The sequence below is a fragment of the Cobetia sp. 4B genome, from assembly GCF_018831605.1.
Lineage (GTDB): Bacteria > Pseudomonadota > Gammaproteobacteria > Pseudomonadales > Halomonadaceae > Cobetia > Cobetia amphilecti.
The window spans coordinates 3083324-3098481 of sequence record NZ_CP059843.1 but is presented as its reverse complement, the minus strand read 5'-3'; the positions used below and the strand labels follow the sequence as shown (position 1 = coordinate 3098481).

The following is a 15158-nucleotide window of genomic DNA, read 5'->3' as shown; positions in this document are numbered from 1 at the left end:
GATATTTCATCTGATTGTCAGGAAATCACGCTGAGCAAACACTATGCGGCAACCCTGATGACGCGCTGATGACGCCCAGCGCGGTGCTGACGCGAGGTCCTTTGGGCACCGACGGCGCGATGCTGTCGGCTCTCAGGTACGCACGGTATGATGGGGGTTACCCCGAATCACATTTTCCGCCTCCCCCGAGGGCAACATGAGCCGTATTCTTTCTCCTTGCGTAGGTGTCTGCTCCACTACGGTCGGCGATAGCGTCTGTCGCGGCTGCCAGCGTCATGATCATGAGATCCTGGCCTGGTTCGGCTATGACAGTGACCAGCGCGCCGAGCGCATGCTGGCACTGGACGAGCTGCGCAGTCAGGTCGCCGCCCGCTGGCTGCGCGTCGCCGATGACGCCATGCTGGCCGAGCAGCTGACCCGCCATCGCATCCGTTTCCGTGCCGATCAGTCGGCGCTGTCACGCGCCGTTGAGCTGCTGCGCGTCGGGCGCACCCGCATCAAGGACCTGTCGGCATATGGCATTGCACCACTGGCCCATGCGCGAGAACTTGAGCCCGAACAGCTTTTTGCCCATATAAACGATGAAATCATGGTGGAAGCGGCAAAGCGTGCCGATAATGATATGAACTCCGTCGTTGAGGTGTCTCCTGTCAGTCAGCAGCAGACGCAAGCGAGCGAGACAAAAGACTGACGTGACAATGAATTCAATGACCGACGTGACCGAGCGCAATGTGATTGCGCCTGAGCAGAGCAAGCAGCATGATGATGTTCATGCTGGCCAGTATGGCGAGAGTGAGGCTGGGGCGCGCGTGATCGCAGCGTCCCAGGGGCCAAGCGATGAAGATACCGATGCCTTGCTGCCGGCGTCGCTGCTGGCCTTCCTGCCCTGCAGGACGCCCCTGAGCTGGGTCGAGGCGGCGCTCGAGAATCCGGAGCTGTTGCTGATCGACCATGCGCAGTGCGAGAAGAAAGCCGCCTCCACCGCCATGAGCCTGATGTACCGCTACGTGAACCGGCCACTGCTGTTGACCAAGATGTCACAGCTGGCGCGCGAAGAGCTGCTGCACTTCGAGCAGGTGGTCGGGCTGATGGAGAAGCGGGGCATCGTCTATCGGCATATCAAGGCCTCGCGCTATGCCGAAGCCCTGCGCCAGCAGGTCAGGGACGAAGACCCGCAACGCCTGGTGGACATCCTGCTGATCGGCGCCTTGATAGAGGCAAGGTCGTGTGAGCGCTTCGCGCGCCTCATCCCGTATCTGGAACCAGAGCTTGCAAAGTTCTATCGCACTTTGGTTAAGTCAGAAGGACGTCACTATGAGGATTACCTCATGTTGGCAGAGCAATACACCAATGAACCACTGGAACCCCGTCTCGCGGTGCTACGTGAAGTGGAACGAGAGCTGATCGAAACCCCCGACGCTGTCTTCCGCTTCCACAGTGGTCAGCCGAGCGCACGACGGGCAGCGCGCGCCTCGGCCAGGGTGGGTCGGGACGCGATGGATCAAGGCACGAGAGACTAAGGCAAGGATCAAGGACAGGGGATCACCGGCGCCGTGGCAGGGCTGGCGTTTCGTTCGCGACTTTGAAATGGATGACACATGACGCAGGAAACATCTGGTCAAGCTCAACTGGCACTGCTGGGACATTTCCAGCTGACGTTGGGTGATGACACGCTGACTCAGTTCAGCTACGACAAGGTCAAGGCGCTACTTCTGCATCTGCTGCTGCATGATCAGGCCGTCTCCCGTGCCGGGTTGGCGGAGTTGCTATGGCCGGATCAGGGGCTGTCCTCCGGACGGACCAACCTTCGCCACGCCTTGCACTGTCTGCGTCAGAGTCTCGGCGAAGAGGCCGACAACCTGTTGACGGTGTCGCGCCAGACCATCGCGCTCTCGCTGCCGGAGCACTGGGAGCTTGATCTCGACGAGCTCAATGGCCTGCTGCTGGCACCGCCCTCCGTCGCCACCCTGGGGGAGATTCTCACCCTGTATCGTGGCGACCTGGTCGAGGAGCTCTCCTTGACCCAGTGCCCGGACTTCCAGCGCTGGATGATCAAGGTGCGTGGCGAGTGGCGTCAGCGCGTCATCCAGTTCGCCGAGCGGGTGTTGGCCACGGATGAGCCGCTGCCCGATGACGTGCTGCGCACGCTGGTCAGCCGCTTCTCCGGTTACGGCCCCTTCCATGAGCGCCTCGTGCGTCAGCTGGCCGAAGGCGGCCAGTCGGCCGCGGCTCATGAGCAGTTCAATGCCTTCCTGCAGCAGCTGGCGCTCTCCGGCCAGCAGCCGGACCCCGGCTTCCTGCAACTGGCGCGCTACTGGTCCGACGGCAAGAGCGAGACCATGAGTGCCATGACGCCGCAGGGCGCCATCTCACGGACCCTGTCGCTGGACAGCGCGCCGCTGCGTGAAGAGGAAATCGATCACCGTCAGCTGTCGGTCATGGCCATTCGCCTGAGCGTCAAGGACAGTCATCGTGACCGCGTCTGGGCGCGTGCCTGCCTGACGCTGCAGATCGAGCTGTTGCGCTGGCTGGAGCAGCAGTGTCATCACCTGGGCGGCTTCTGGCTGCCGGGTGCCACGGGTGGCGTGGGCCTGGCATGCTTCGGCACCCACGGCCCGGCGCATCAGCTCGCCGAGCTGGTCGCGCTCTATGAGCACTGCAGCAAGGCGATCCCCGATGAGATCGCCAAGCTGTGGGACGGTGAAGGCAAACCGCCGGCCTTCTCGCTGTCGGCGGGCCTGCACTCCGGTCAGGTCATCTATCTGCCGGAGCGTCAGCTGGCCGACCCGCTGGGTCAGGTCACGCAATATTCCCTCGAGTTGATGACCGCCGCCGAAGGCAGCGAGCTGGTGATCTCCCAGGAAGCCAGTCAGCACATGCCGCCGGCACTGGACCTGCAGCCTCGCTTGACCTCGCGCCTGTTGGCCGCTGACGGTCGCGTGCGTCTGCGTGCGCTGGTGCTGGGCAGCAGTGTCGCCACCCGCGAATCCTCATTGCCGACCTTGATCGGTCGCGAGGGCGAGCTGCGTCGTCTGCGCGATGCGCTGGCCCGCGCCAGCATCGGCCTGCGCCAGAGCGTGCTGGTCAGTGGCAACTCCGGCATGGGCAAGTCGGCCCTGATGGTCAATTTCCGTCAGCTGGAGCAGAGCCAGGATGTCGGGCTGTGCTGGATGCCGACCACGCGTCTCTCGCAGCTGGAGCCCTACAGTGTCGTGACGGCGCTGATTCGCTGGCGTCTGGACGGCAATATAGATCGCGAAAGCGTCGAGCAGCTGTTCGAGTCTTCCGAGGCGTTGCAGGGTATCAGCGAGGAAGTGCGTCGCTCCTTCCATGCGGTGCTCGGCACGGCGGAAGATACTGCCGAAGACGAAGTGCTGATCCAGTCCAGCGAGACGGTCGAACGTGTCGTGCGCGTGCTGCATCTGGTGATCGAGAAGTCAGCCAGCCTGCGTCCGCTGGTGATGATGATCGATGACCTGCAGTGGCTCGACGAGCCGTCGCTCAAGGTGCTGGCTGGCCTGCAGGCGCGTCTGCCGATCAATATCGGCTTCATGCTGGCCGCGAGCCACAACGGCCGCGACAGCTTGGCGGTCAAGCTCAACTGGGACCAGCACATCGCGTTGGGTCGCCTCGACCCGATGCAGGTCTCGCGCCTGCTGTCGCATCTCTCGCGTCGCTATCGCCTGCACCTGAGTCCGCGCATGCGCAGTCAGCTCATCGAGCGCTGCGATGGCGTGCCGCTCTACCTGCAGGAAATCTGCCGTCGTCTCGACATGGACCGCCGCGAAGGGCGTCCGGTGCAGCTCGACGAGTTGCCCAAGGGCCTGATCGGTCTGCTCTCCAGTCGTATCGATCAGCTGGAAGAGGGGCGTGATGTCGCCCACGCCGCCGCGGTATTGGGGCGTGTCTTCAAGCTGAGCTTCGTGCGCCAGAGCTGTGAGTTCGAGGAGGGTCGCCTCAAGCGCGCCATCGAGAACATGCAGCGCCTGGAGATCATCGAGGCCTGCAGCAGCGACAGTGAATTCGACTACCAGTTTACCCATCAGCTGATCCAGGAAGCGGCCTACCTGTCGTGTCCGCGGGATGTGCGGCGCCGGATTCACCATCAGGTGGTCGCGCTGATCGAGGACAAGTATCCCGCCTGGATCAGTCGTCACCCCGGCTACTTCGCCGTTCACCTGCGCAAGTCGCAGAACTTCAGCCGTGCCGCGCGTTACTTCGAGCTCTCGGCGCGCGAAGCGCTCAAGATCAGCGCCAACCGCACCGCGCTCAAGATGGCGGACAACGGCCTGGCCTGTCTCAAGCATGTCGATGGACAGGAAGAGCGCGAAGTCAGCCTGCTGACGGTACGTGGCCAGTCCGGCTTCGCGCTGGAAGGCCATGGCTCACGCATCGCCCACGAGAGCTTCGTGCAGGCACGCAACCTGCTCAGCAGCCCTGCGCTGGTCGAGGACGACGAGCCGGACCTTGAGCAGGCCTTCATCGTCAAATGGGGCCTGTGGGTCGGCTGCAGCGAGCGTCATGCCCACGCCGATGCCTTCGCGTTGGCCTCGGGCCTCAGCGAGCTGGCGGAAGAGCTTTCCGATGATCGCTATCGTCGCCTGGCCGATTATGCGCGTGCCCACTGCGAGTTCTGGGCCGGCCGCGTGCGTGTGGCGGGCGAGCACCTGGATGAGATCGATCCGGTCAACCATCCGATGGTGCTCGAATGGCTGCCGTTCAGCGACCACCCGCAGGTGGCGGCCTCCTGTCTGCAGAGCTGGACATCGTGCCTGCGCTGCGACTACGTGAAGGCCGAGCAGCAGGCCGAGGCGGCGATTCGCATGGCCGAGCAGATCGGTCAGCCCGGTTCGCTGGCGATGGCGCTGATGTTCTCCACCTCCCTGTATCGTCAGCTGGGCCACACCCATCTGGCGACCCAGCGCGCCGAGCGGGCCTTGGAAGTGACGCGTTCAGCGGACCTTCACCTGTGGCACATGGCCGCGCATGGCGTGCTGGGCTGGGCGCGGGCGATGAACGGCGACCGTGATGGCCTGTCCATGCTGCAGTCGAGCATGAACGAGTTCGCGGAGCTGACCGGACGCGAGCGTCATCAGCGTCCCAATCTGTGGTACATGGACGCCGTGATGGCGCTGGGCGAGCACGCTGCCGCTGAGGAATACATGGAGAAGGTGCTGCTGGTCGCCCAGGAGCGCAATTCCTTCTACCTGTCAGAAGTCAGCTATCTGGTCGCGAGCCTGCGCAGTGCTCAGGGGCTGCCGCTGGAGAAGGTGCGCTCCCTGATCGAGCAGGGGCTGTCCTACTCCATCGAGCAGGAAAACACTCACCATGAGGCCATGGGGCTTGCCACCTGGCTGCGTCTGGTCGATGCCCATGATGCCGAGCGGTGTCAGCGTCTGAAGATGTTGCTGGAAGAGCTGCCGAGCGCCGATGCCCCCGCGGTGCTGGGCTGGCATCAGCTGGTGGAGATCGCCGAGGGGCGTGCGCGCCGCAAGGCATCGTCACCGGCCTGAGCGAAGCGTCTGGCGCAGCGAAGCGCCTGATACTGTGAGAGCGTAAGAAAAAAGCCCCGCTGCCGTGATCGGCAGCGGGGCTTTTTGGTGTGTGCAAGCGATCAGCCGTGGGTGATCGCATCGACCAGCGGCAGCGCAAATTCACGCAGCTCCGGCCCCTGGCCACGGGCGATGATGTCGAAGGCCTGAGTCGGACGCCAGTCGCCGAGCACGATGCGGCGCGCCGGCTCGCCATCGATCTCGAGTTCATGCACCGCCGGGCGATGCGTATGGCCATGGATCAGCGTGCGCACGTCATGCTCACGCATCTCGCGCACCACTTCCTCGGGCGTGACGTCCATGATCGCCTCATCCTTCTCGCTGTTGGTCTCGCCGGACTGCATGCGCAGTGACTGGGCCAGCGCCAGACGCTGCTCCAGCGGCATGGCCAGAATCTGTGCCTGCCACTGAGGGTCGCGGGTCATGGCGCGGAACTTCATGTACGCCTCGTCGCGGGTGCACATGCTGTCGCCGTGCATCAGCAGCACGCGCTCGCCATCCAGCTCGATCACGCTCGGGTCGGGCAGCAGCGTCACGCCGGCCTCGGCCGCGAAGGTCTCGCCGACCAGGAAGTCGCGATTGCCGTGCATGAAGAAGATCGCGGTGCCGCGCTCGGCGATGCGCTTGAGCGCAGCGCTCATGCTGTCGGTGAAGTCGTTGCGATAGTCATCGCCGACCCAGACCTCGAAGATGTCACCCAGCAGGAACAGACGCTCGACGGCAGGCTGGCAGGTAGCCAGGCGTGCCAGATAGTCGAGGAAGCCCTGGGCGATCTCGGGCGTGTCGGGTTGCAGGTGCAGGTCGGAGATGAAGAGGGTGGTGGCAGTCGTGTTCATGGTCGGGGTCCGCGAAGGTGGGCGGTCAGCAGGGCATCGCAAGGGCGCACTGCCGTGGGAGTTCATAACGCAAACCGCCCAGCCTGGCACTCGCGATCACGAGGCAAGGCCGGGCGGCAGGCACGCCTTGCGGCGTGATCAGGCGAAATCGCTTATTCGGTGATTTCAGCGCTGGTGATGATCACGTCTTCTGCCGGCACGTCGGCGTGGCCGTCGCGACGGGTGGTCTTGACCGCTTCGATCTTCTCGACCACGTCCATGCCTTCGACGACCTTGCCGAACACGCAGTAACCCCAGCCCTGGCTGGTCTTGCTGGTGAAGTTCAGGAAGTCGTTGTCATTGACGTTGATGAAGAACTGGGCGCTGGCGGAGTGCGGGTCCATGGTGCGAGCCATGGCCACGGTGCCGCGGTCGTTCTTGAGGCCGTTGTCGGCTTCGTTCTCGATCACGCCATTGGTCGGCTTCTGGTTGAAGTCGGTGTCAAAGCCACCGCCCTGAACCATGAACCCCGGAATGACGCGGTGGAAAAGGACATTGCTGTAGTGGCCTTCACGCACGTACTGCTCGAAGTTGGCCGCGGTCTTCGGGGCCTTCTCGTGGTTGAGTTCGAGGGTGATATCGCCGTAGTTGGTGTGAAGAACGATCATTCGGGCTTCCCGGTCATCTGTCTTGCTCAAGTGTCAGGCAGGCGCGGCTTCATGGCATCGCCTGCGGGCGTCGCGCTATAATAGCGGCTTTGCATCCAGACACGAAAGCCTGAGCGGGCGGCAGGCGCGTGGATGCAGCCCCGATCATCCGTCTTGTTGTCCTTGCGCACGTTCGTTCAACCACATGACGATCCGCAATACGACGCCCAGGAACCACACAGAGGTGCAGCGAAACTTCATGAGTACCGAGACCCAGAGCGCCCCGAACTTCGTGCTTAACCAGATCCGCGAAGAACTCGAGGCCGGCCGTGCCGATAAGGTTGTCACGCGTTTCCCGCCGGAGCCCAACGGCTTCCTGCATATCGGGCACGCCAAGTCGATCTGTCTGAACTTCGGTCTGGCGCAGCAGCTCGGTGGCGATTGTCACCTGCGCTTCGATGACACCAACCCGGCCAAGGAAGAGCAGGCCTATATCGACGCCATCAAGGAAGACGTCGAATGGTTGGGCTTCGAGTGGGCCGGCAAGGTGCGCTTCGCTTCCGATTATTTCGACCAGCTCTATGCCTGGGCCCAGCACCTGGTGCGTGAAGGCAAGGCCTATGTCGATGACCTGTCGCCGGACGAGATTCGTGAATATCGTGGCACGCTGAAGGAGCCGGGTCGCCCGAGCCCGTACCGTGAGCGTAGCCCCGAGGAAAACCTCGATCTGCTCGAGCGCATGAAGAAGGGCGAATTCGGCGAGAGCGAGAAGGTGCTGCGTGCCCGCATCGACATGGCGGCGCCCAACATCAATCTGCGTGATCCGATTCTCTATCGTATCCGCCATGCCAGCCATCACCAGACCGGCGACAAGTGGAAGATCTACCCGTCCTACGATTTCACGCATGGTCAGTCCGATGCGCTGGAAGGCGTGACGCATTCCATCTGTACGCTGGAATTCGAGGACCATCGTCCGCTGTATGAGTGGTTCCTGGCCAACCTGCCGGTACCGGTCACGCCGCGTCAGATCGAGTTCGCGCGTCTGAACCTGGATTACACCGTCACTTCCAAGCGCAAGCTGAAGCTGCTGGTGGACGAAGGCGTCGTCGATGGCTGGGATGACCCGCGCATGCCGACCATCTCGGGCATGCGTCGTCGTGGCTACACGGCCGCTTCCATTCGCAAGTTCTGCGACATGATCGGCGTGAGCCGCGCGGATGGCGGCATGGTCGAGATCGGCATGCTGCACCACGCCATCCGTTCCGACCTGGAAGACAACGCGCTGCGGGCCATGTGCGTGCTCAATCCGCTCAAGGTGGTGCTGACCAACCTGCCGGAAGGTCACGAGGAAGTCTTCGAGGTGCCCGGCCATCCGGCACGTGACGACATGGGCACGCGCCAGATTCCGCTGACCCGTGAGCTGTGGATCGACGCCGATGACTTCATGGAAGATGCGCCGAAGAAATTCTTCCGTCTCGCGCCCGAGAAGGAAGTGCGTCTGCGCAACGGTTACGTCATCCGCTGTGATGAAGTGATCAAGGATGAGGCCGGCGAGATCGTCGAGCTGCGTTGCAGTGTCGATCTCGATACCCTCGGCAAGAACCCGGAAGGCCGCAAGGTCAAGGGTGTCATCCACTGGGTCAGCGCCGAGCACGCGGTGCCGGTCGAGGTGCGTCAGTACGAGAACCTGTTCCTGGAAGCCGAGCCGGACCGTGACAAGGATGTCGACTTCCTTGAGCACCTCAATCCGAACTCGCTGAGCATCGTCAAGGGCTTCGGTGAGCCGAGCCTGCGCAATGCCGCGCCGGAAACGCGTTACCAGTTCGAGCGTATCGGCTACTTCGTCGCCGACCGCCATGACTGCGTCGATGGCGCGCTGGTCTTCAACCGTACCGTCAGCCTGAAGGACGGTTGGGCCAAGGCCCAGAAGAAGGGTTGATGGCAGCCAGGCCTCCTGCGGGAGGTCTGCTGGCATGACTTTTGACCCGCTTCACGGCCCGCAGGCTGATCCTGTACCTTCGATGACGAAGCTGCATGACCGGCCTGCGGGCCGCTCCATTTCGCAAGGCTGGCAGAGTGCTGTCAGCAAAGTAGCCAAGGGCGATGACTGAATGATTTCACTCGAAGATGCCGCGAGCACACTGTCCATCTACAGTACCCTGAGCCGGACCAAGGCACCCTTCGTGCCATTGGAAGGCAACAAGGTGCGCATGTACGTCTGTGGCGTGACGGTCTATGACCTCTGTCACATCGGCCATGCGCGTGTGATGGTGGCCTTCGACATCATCACGCGTTACCTGCGTGCGCGTGGCTATGACGTCACCTATGTGCGCAACATCACCGATATCGACGACAAGATCCTCAAGCGAGCCGATGAGAATGGCGAAGCCTTCGAAGCGCTGACCGAGCGCATGATCCAGGCGATGCACGAAGACGAGGGGCGTCTGGGGATCCTGCGTCCTGATCGCGAGCCACGGGCGACCGCGCACATCGGCGATATCATCGCGATGACCGAGACGCTGATCGACAAGGGCTTTGCCTACGCGGCCAGCAACGGTGATGTCTACTACCGTGTGCGTCGTTTCGAGGGCTACGGCAAGCTCAACAACCGTCAGCTCGATGACATGCAGTCCGGCGCGCGCGTGGAAGTGGAAGAGGCCAAGGAAGACCCGCTCGACTTCGTGCTGTGGAAGGCCGCCAAGCCGGGCGAGGCCAGCTGGCCATCCCCCTGGGGCGCGGGTCGTCCGGGCTGGCATATCGAGTGCTCCGCGATGTCGACCTGCTGCCTGGGCAACACCTTCGATATCCACGGCGGCGGGCCGGACCTGACCTTCCCGCACCACGAGAACGAGATCGCCCAGTCCGAAGCCGCCACTGGCCAGCAGTATGCCAATGTGTGGATGCACGCCGGCGCGGTGCGTGTCGGGCAGGACAAGATGTCCAAGTCGCTGGGCAACTTCTTCACGATTCGTGATGTGCTGGAGCAGCACAACCCGGAAGTGGTGCGTTACCTGCTGGTGGCCAGCCACTACCGCAGCGCGATCAGTTACGAGGCCAACTCGCTGGATGAGGCGCGTCGTTCGCTGGAGCGCTTCTACAATGCGCTGGAGAACGTCACGCCCGAACAGGGCGAGGTGTCAGGCGACTGGCGGGCACGTTTCGTGGCTGCCATGGATGACGACTTCAATACGGCCGGTGCGCTGTCGGTGTTGTTCGAGCTGGCCCGTGAGCTGAACCGTGCCAAGAAGGAGGCACCGCAGCAGGCGCCGGCGCTGGCCTTCGAGCTGACCGCGCTGGGCGGCCTGCTGGGGCTGTTCGGCCAGGACCCGGCGGTCTTCCTCAAGGGCGATACTGCCGCATTGGCGTTGTCGGAAGACGAGATCCAGGCGCAGATCGAGGCGCGTGCTGCCGCCAAGAAGGCCAAGGATTTCGCGGGTGCTGACCGTATTCGTGACGAGCTGGCCGCTCAGGGCATCATCCTCAAGGATTCCCGCGAGGGGACGACCTGGGTGCTGGAAGGCTGATGCCGTTGGCGTGACGCATTGTCACCGCGAAAAAAACCGCCGTCCCGAGAGGGGTGGCGGTTTTTTTGGCCAGTCGAGCGGGGTCGCTCTCAGGCAGCGGCTGATCAGCTGGCGAGGCGCTTGACCATGGCCTCGACCATGCGCGAGGACTGACGTGCGGCGACGTGCAGGAATTCCTCGAAGGACTGGCTGTTGTTGTCCTTGCCGGCGATGTCAGACAGCGCACGGATGACCACGAACGGCATCTCATAGACGAAGCAGGTCTGGGCGATGGCGGCGGCTTCCATCTCGGCGGCCAGCATGTCCGGGAAGCGTGAACGAGTCAGCGCGACCAGTTCTGGGTCTGCCATGAAGATATCGCCGGTGCAGATCAGGCCTTCACGCGCCTTGATCTCGCCCTGGGCTTCGACGCACTCACGCGCGATCTTCACCAGTGCCGGGTCTGACGGGTAGGCGGCCGGCATCTGCGGCACCTGGCCGTATTCGTAGCCGAACACCACGGCATCGACGTCGTGGTGACGCACTTCGCTGGAGATGACCACGTCGCCGATCTCCAGATCAGAGGCGAAGCCCCCGGCGGAACCGGTGTTGATGATGGCGTCCGGCTGGTAGCGCTCGATCAGCTGGCAGGCGCCCACGGCGGCGTTGACCTTGCCGATGCCGGACTGCAGCAGCACGATCTTGAGGCCGTGCAGCTGGCCGACGTGGAAGGTGGAGCCGGCATGTTGAGTCGTGGTGCTGTCTTCCAGCAGCTCGGCGAGGATGGCGACTTCCTCGGCCATGGCGCCGATGATGCCAAGTGTCTTGAGGGGCATGGTGAAATCCTGAAGCAGGGCCTGCGGGGCATCCTGTCATGCGATGCCCCGCGGCCAGGGGAGGTGTCAGCGAGAGGGTGCGTGCTTATTTGCCGGCCAGCTGGGCATCGTGCAGCTCGGCGGCGAACAGGGTGTTCTCCAGCAGCGAGGCAACGGTCATCGGGCCGACGCCGCCCGGTACCGGCGTGATCCAGCCTGCGCGCTCCGCCGCCGGGGCGAACTCCACGTCACCGACCAGCGAGCCGTTGTCGAGGCGGTTGATGCCCACATCGATGACGATGGCGCCTTCCTTGATCCACTCACCCTTGACCAAGCCTGGCTTGCCGACGCCGACCACGACGAGGTCTGCCTGGCGCACCTTGCTCTCCAGGTCCTTGGTGAAGCGGTGACAGACGGTGGTGGTGCAGCCTGCCAGCATCAGCTCCAGTGACATCGGGCGACCGACGATGTTGGAGGCGCCCACGATGGTGGCGTCCATGCCGCGCACTTGCAGGCCGCTCTCGGACAGCAGCGTCATGATGCCCTTGGGGGTGCAGGGACGCATTACCGGCAGGCGCTGCGCCAGACGACCGAGGTTGTAGGGGTGGAAGCCGTCCACGTCCTTGTCGGTACGAATGCGCTCGAGAATCGGGCGTGAATCGAGATGCGCCGGCAGCGGCAGCTGCACCAGGATGCCGTCGATGCTGGTGTCGTCATTCAGCTGGTCGACCAGGGCTTCCAGTTCCTGCTGAGTGGTGTCAGCGGACAGGCGGTGCTGGGTGGAGAGAATGCCAGCCTTCTCGCAGGCGAGGTGCTTGTTGCGGACATAGACCTCGGACGCCGCGTCTTCACCGACCAGCACGACGGCAAGCCCCGGAATACGTTCACCGGCATCACGACGCGCATCGACCTGACGACCTACCTGTTGGCGTACGCGTTCGGCAATGGCCTTGCCATCTATCAGTTGTGCTGACATCAGCGATCATTCCTTCTCGTGGGCGATAAATGCAGGAGGGACAACGATGGCCAATTTTCGCATGCCTTGCCCTCCAGTCAACGCCGAATGACGACCTTGGTCGAAAGCTGTCATGAGCGTCAGGTCTTTCGCAGGCGCCCGGCAGTGCAGAAGACGGCTCCAGGAGGCAGGCGAGAGTGGGGTCATGCCATGCGGTTGTCGCCCTGATGCTCCCTCTGTAGAGGCGCAAGCAGAGGTAGAAGCAAAGGGAGAGACAAAGGGTGAAGCAGAGAGCGGGGTAAGGAGAAGGGTGGGGCAGATGGGAGAGGGCGGATGGGAGAGGGTGGATCGCAGAGAGGCAGAAGGCGTGAAGACGATAGTCAGTCCACCGGCGGCGCTCAGCCGTCGCAAGTCATCACTGCGTCAGTGGCAGAAGCGATAACAGGTAAAGCGTCTTGTATCAGCAAGGAGAGATGTTGGAGGCTGCAGGGATGAAAGCCCGCGGCATGACATTGGCATGACATTGGCATGACAGCGCGAGGGGCAAACGATTCTTTTGGAAAGAATTCACGTAAGGGCTTGACCGCAGACGAAAGTTCGGTAGAATACGCCTCGCATCGACGGGGTTCGACGGTCGGTTGAAGACGGTTTCGGGATATAGCGCAGTCTGGTAGCGCGCCTGCTTTGGGAGCAGGATGTCGGGGGTTCGAATCCCTCTATCCCGACCACTTGAATACAACGTATCGCAAGGCTTCGGTCTTCTGAAACAGTATTCAGGGCTTTGTCCGGAGGTTGACTCGCAGCATTAGTTTCTGCGCCTATAGCTCAACCGGATAGAGCAACGGCCTTCTAAGCCGTAGGTTGCAGGTTCGAGTCCTGCTGGGCGTGCCATCGAGATAGCGATTCGTTATCGAAGTGGATGTCGGAATGCTCTTCATTGAGCCTGATGACTGCGACCAGACGATGTGAAGATGTTCATGCAGTGGTGGGTGTAGCTCAGTGGTAGAGCCCCGGATTGTGACTCCGGTGGTCGTGGGTTCGAACCCCATCATCCACCCCATTGCATGTCAGCTTGAGCAGTATCAACGAGATGGAGACGGCAGGCTTTCTGTCCAACCTCCAGAAGTGGTGGGTGTAGCTCAGTGGTAGAGCCCCGGATTGTGACTCCGGTGGTCGTGGGTTCGAACCCCATCATCCACCCCACGTCTCGATGAATATCAGGATGCTGCCTGGCCCACTTGGGCGGGCGGCATGCCGCAAAAGGGGGAGAAGGCCAATGGCTTTCTCCTCCTTTTTTTTGGTTTTTTCGCACTGCTCCATGCATGACGATTCCGGGTTGCCGGGCGCTCCAGGTGCCTGTCTGGCGGGTAGGTGGAGCAGAAAATGGCCGGGGTCCTTGAATAACTTGGACCAAGGCACCATATGAAAGGGTCATATCCGCGCTTGCCAGCGCGTGGCGGGGTTTCTACAATCTTCGCCTTTATGATTCGAACGCCACCAGTGGGTAGAGGAACTTTCATGCAAGCTTCTGTCGCAACGACTTCTCCGATCGAGCGCACGGTCACCATCACGGTGCCGGCTTCTGAAGTCGACCAGGCCGTCAACGCCCGTCTTCTGGAAACCGCCAAGACCGTTCGTCTGAACGGCTTCCGCAAGGGCCACGTGCCGATGGCAGTGGTGCAACAGCGTTACGGCAAGGACGTGCGCAACGAAATCGTTGGCGAGATCATGCGCCAGCATTACGTGACCGCCGTCACCGAAAACGAACTGAACCCGGCTGGCTGGCCGAAGATCGACGCGACCGTCGATGAAGCCGGCAAGGATCTGGAGTTCGTCGCGACTCTGGAAATCTACCCGGAAATCGAACTGAAGCCGATCGAAGGCGCGGAAATCGAGCGTCCGCAGGCTGAAGTGACCGACGCCGACGTCGAAGAGATGATCGAGACCCTGCGCAAGCAGAACGCCTCCTGGACCGACGTCGAGCGCGCTGCCGCTGACGGCGACCAGGTCAAGATCGACTTTGAAGGCTTCCTCGGTGAAGAGGCCTTCGAAGGCGGCAAGGCAGAAGGTCACGAGCTGGTGCTGGGCTCCAACAGCTTCATCCCGGGCTTCGAAGAACAGCTGGTCGGCGCTGCTGCCGGCGACGACAAGGAAATCAAGGTTTCCTTCCCGGCTGACTACCAGGCCGAGCACCTCGCCGGTCAGGAAGCGACCTTCAAGGTCAAGGTCCACGCCGTCAAGGCTCAGGAACTGCCGGAAGTGAACGAAGAGTTCATCGCCCAGTTCGGCCTGGAAGCTGCCGATGTCGAAAGCTTCAAGGTGGAAGTGAAGAAGAACATGCAGCGTGAGCTGAAGAACGCGATCGAGAATCGCGTCAAGCAGCAGGTGCTGGCCGAACTGACCAAGGCCAACGACATCCTCGTGCCGCAGGCTCTGGCCGACCAGGAAATCGACGGTCTGAAGCGTCAGGCTGCACAGCAGTTCGGTCTGGGCGAAGACTTCGACGTCTCCCAGCTGCCGGGCGAGCTGTTCCAGGACCAGGCGGTCCAGCGCGTCAAGACTGGCCTGCTGCTCAGCGAAGTCGTCAGCAGCAACGAGATGGACGTCAGCGACGAAGAGCTGAATGCTCGCGTTGAAGAAATGGCTCAGCAGTACCAGGACCCGGCTCAGGTCACCGAGTACTATGGTTCCAACGAACAGGCTCGCAACCAGCTCAAGTCCGTGCTGCTTGAAGAGAAGGCCGTTGACAAGCTGCTGGCACAGGCTCAGGTTAAGGACGTTGCCATGTCCTACCAGGAAGCCCTCCAGGCTGCACAGCAGCAGGAAGAAGCAGAAGAAGAGGCTGCTGAAGCCGAAGGCGAGCAAGCCTGA

General features: G+C 62.4%; 10 protein-coding genes and 4 tRNA genes. 10 read left to right on the top strand and 4 right to left on the bottom strand.

All coding sequences use genetic code 11. The features are described 5' to 3' along the window. The first annotated feature begins 196 nt into the window (after positions 1–196). The 3 genes from H2O77_RS12780 (at position 197) to H2O77_RS12770 (ending at position 5513) form a co-directional block, all read left to right on the top strand. A complete protein-coding gene (locus H2O77_RS12780) occupies positions 197–691 on the top strand; it encodes a DUF1289 domain-containing protein (protein WP_082388266.1) in 495 nt (164 codons plus the stop codon). A gap of 16 nt (positions 692–707) precedes the next feature. Beyond that, entirely contained in the window at positions 708–1520 is an 813-nt protein-coding gene (locus tag H2O77_RS12775; protein ID WP_215823239.1) for a tRNA-(ms[2]io[6]A)-hydroxylase, read from the top strand. A 78-nt stretch (positions 1521–1598) separates the two neighbouring features. Then, positions 1599–5513, top strand: a complete 3915-nt coding sequence (locus tag H2O77_RS12770; RefSeq protein WP_215823238.1) for an AAA family ATPase — start codon at positions 1599–1601, stop codon at positions 5511–5513. A gap of 101 nt (positions 5514–5614) precedes the next feature. Here the strand turns inward: H2O77_RS12770 and H2O77_RS12765 are convergent, their stop codons facing one another. Together H2O77_RS12765 and H2O77_RS12760 are read right to left on the bottom strand one after the other, a co-directional pair. After that, positions 5615–6388, bottom strand: a complete 774-nt coding sequence (locus H2O77_RS12765; protein ID WP_054555497.1) for a UDP-2,3-diacylglucosamine diphosphatase — start codon at positions 6386–6388, stop codon at positions 5615–5617. Between the two features lie 152 nt (positions 6389–6540). Continuing rightward, positions 6541–7035 carry a peptidylprolyl isomerase gene (locus H2O77_RS12760; protein ID WP_043331309.1) on the bottom strand — a complete coding sequence of 165 codons (495 nt, stop codon included), beginning with the start codon at positions 7033–7035 and terminating at the stop codon, positions 6541–6543. Positions 7036–7273: 238 nt separating this feature from the next. On the opposite strand from H2O77_RS12760, the gene H2O77_RS12755 reads away from it, so the two are divergent. Further along, positions 7274–8953: a glutamine--tRNA ligase/YqeY domain fusion protein gene (locus H2O77_RS12755; protein WP_043331306.1), complete on the top strand. Its 1680-nt coding sequence runs from the start codon at positions 7274–7276 to the stop codon at positions 8951–8953. A 202-nt stretch (positions 8954–9155) separates the two neighbouring features. Continuing rightward, positions 9156–10538, top strand: a complete 1383-nt coding sequence (cysS, locus tag H2O77_RS12750; RefSeq protein ID WP_153636939.1) for a cysteine--tRNA ligase — start codon at positions 9156–9158, stop codon at positions 10536–10538. 104 nt (positions 10539–10642) lie between these two features. Here the strand turns inward: cysS and mtnN are convergent, their stop codons facing one another. Together mtnN and folD are read right to left on the bottom strand one after the other, a co-directional pair. After that, the gene (gene mtnN / locus H2O77_RS12745; RefSeq protein WP_054555495.1) at positions 10643–11353 is read right to left on the bottom strand and encodes a 5'-methylthioadenosine/S-adenosylhomocysteine nucleosidase; all 711 of its coding nucleotides are present in this window, start codon (positions 11351–11353) and stop codon (positions 10643–10645) included. Positions 11354–11438: 85 nt separating this feature from the next. Further along, positions 11439–12308: a bifunctional methylenetetrahydrofolate dehydrogenase/methenyltetrahydrofolate cyclohydrolase FolD gene (gene folD / locus H2O77_RS12740; RefSeq protein WP_054555494.1), complete on the bottom strand. Its 870-nt coding sequence runs from the start codon at positions 12306–12308 to the stop codon at positions 11439–11441. Between the two features lie 630 nt (positions 12309–12938). On the opposite strand from folD, the gene H2O77_RS12735 reads away from it, so the two are divergent. From H2O77_RS12735 to tig, 5 genes are all read left to right on the top strand, one after another. Next, positions 12939–13015 (top strand) — tRNA-Pro (locus tag H2O77_RS12735). Between the two features lie 86 nt (positions 13016–13101). Further along, positions 13102–13178 (top strand) — tRNA-Arg (locus H2O77_RS12730). A gap of 94 nt (positions 13179–13272) precedes the next feature. Beyond that, positions 13273–13347 (top strand) — tRNA-His (locus H2O77_RS12725). Between the two features lie 68 nt (positions 13348–13415). After that, positions 13416–13490 (top strand) — tRNA-His (locus tag H2O77_RS12720). 315 nt (positions 13491–13805) lie between these two features. Beyond that, a complete protein-coding gene (tig, locus tag H2O77_RS12715; protein ID WP_043331301.1) occupies positions 13806–15158 on the top strand; it encodes a trigger factor in 1353 nt (450 codons plus the stop codon).

Excerpts from the sequence above, each read along its gene's own strand:
- folD (WP_054555494.1), bottom strand. The coding sequence starts at position 12,308 with ATGTCAGCACAACTGATAGATGGCAAGGCCATTGCCGAACGCGTACGC.
- H2O77_RS12770 (WP_215823238.1), top strand. The coding sequence starts at position 1,599 with ATGACGCAGGAAACATCTGGTCAAGCTCAACTGGCACTGCTGGGACAT.
- H2O77_RS12760 (WP_043331309.1), bottom strand. The coding sequence starts at position 7,035 with ATGATCGTTCTTCACACCAACTACGGCGATATCACCCTCGAACTCAAC.
- tig (WP_043331301.1), top strand. The coding sequence starts at position 13,806 with ATGCAAGCTTCTGTCGCAACGACTTCTCCGATCGAGCGCACGGTCACC.
- H2O77_RS12780 (WP_082388266.1), top strand. The coding sequence starts at position 197 with ATGAGCCGTATTCTTTCTCCTTGCGTAGGTGTCTGCTCCACTACGGTC.
- mtnN (WP_054555495.1), bottom strand. The coding sequence starts at position 11,353 with ATGCCCCTCAAGACACTTGGCATCATCGGCGCCATGGCCGAGGAAGTC.
- H2O77_RS12755 (WP_043331306.1), top strand. The coding sequence starts at position 7,274 with ATGAGTACCGAGACCCAGAGCGCCCCGAACTTCGTGCTTAACCAGATC.
- H2O77_RS12765 (WP_054555497.1), bottom strand. The coding sequence starts at position 6,388 with ATGAACACGACTGCCACCACCCTCTTCATCTCCGACCTGCACCTGCAA.
- H2O77_RS12775 (WP_215823239.1), top strand. The coding sequence starts at position 708 with ATGACCGACGTGACCGAGCGCAATGTGATTGCGCCTGAGCAGAGCAAG.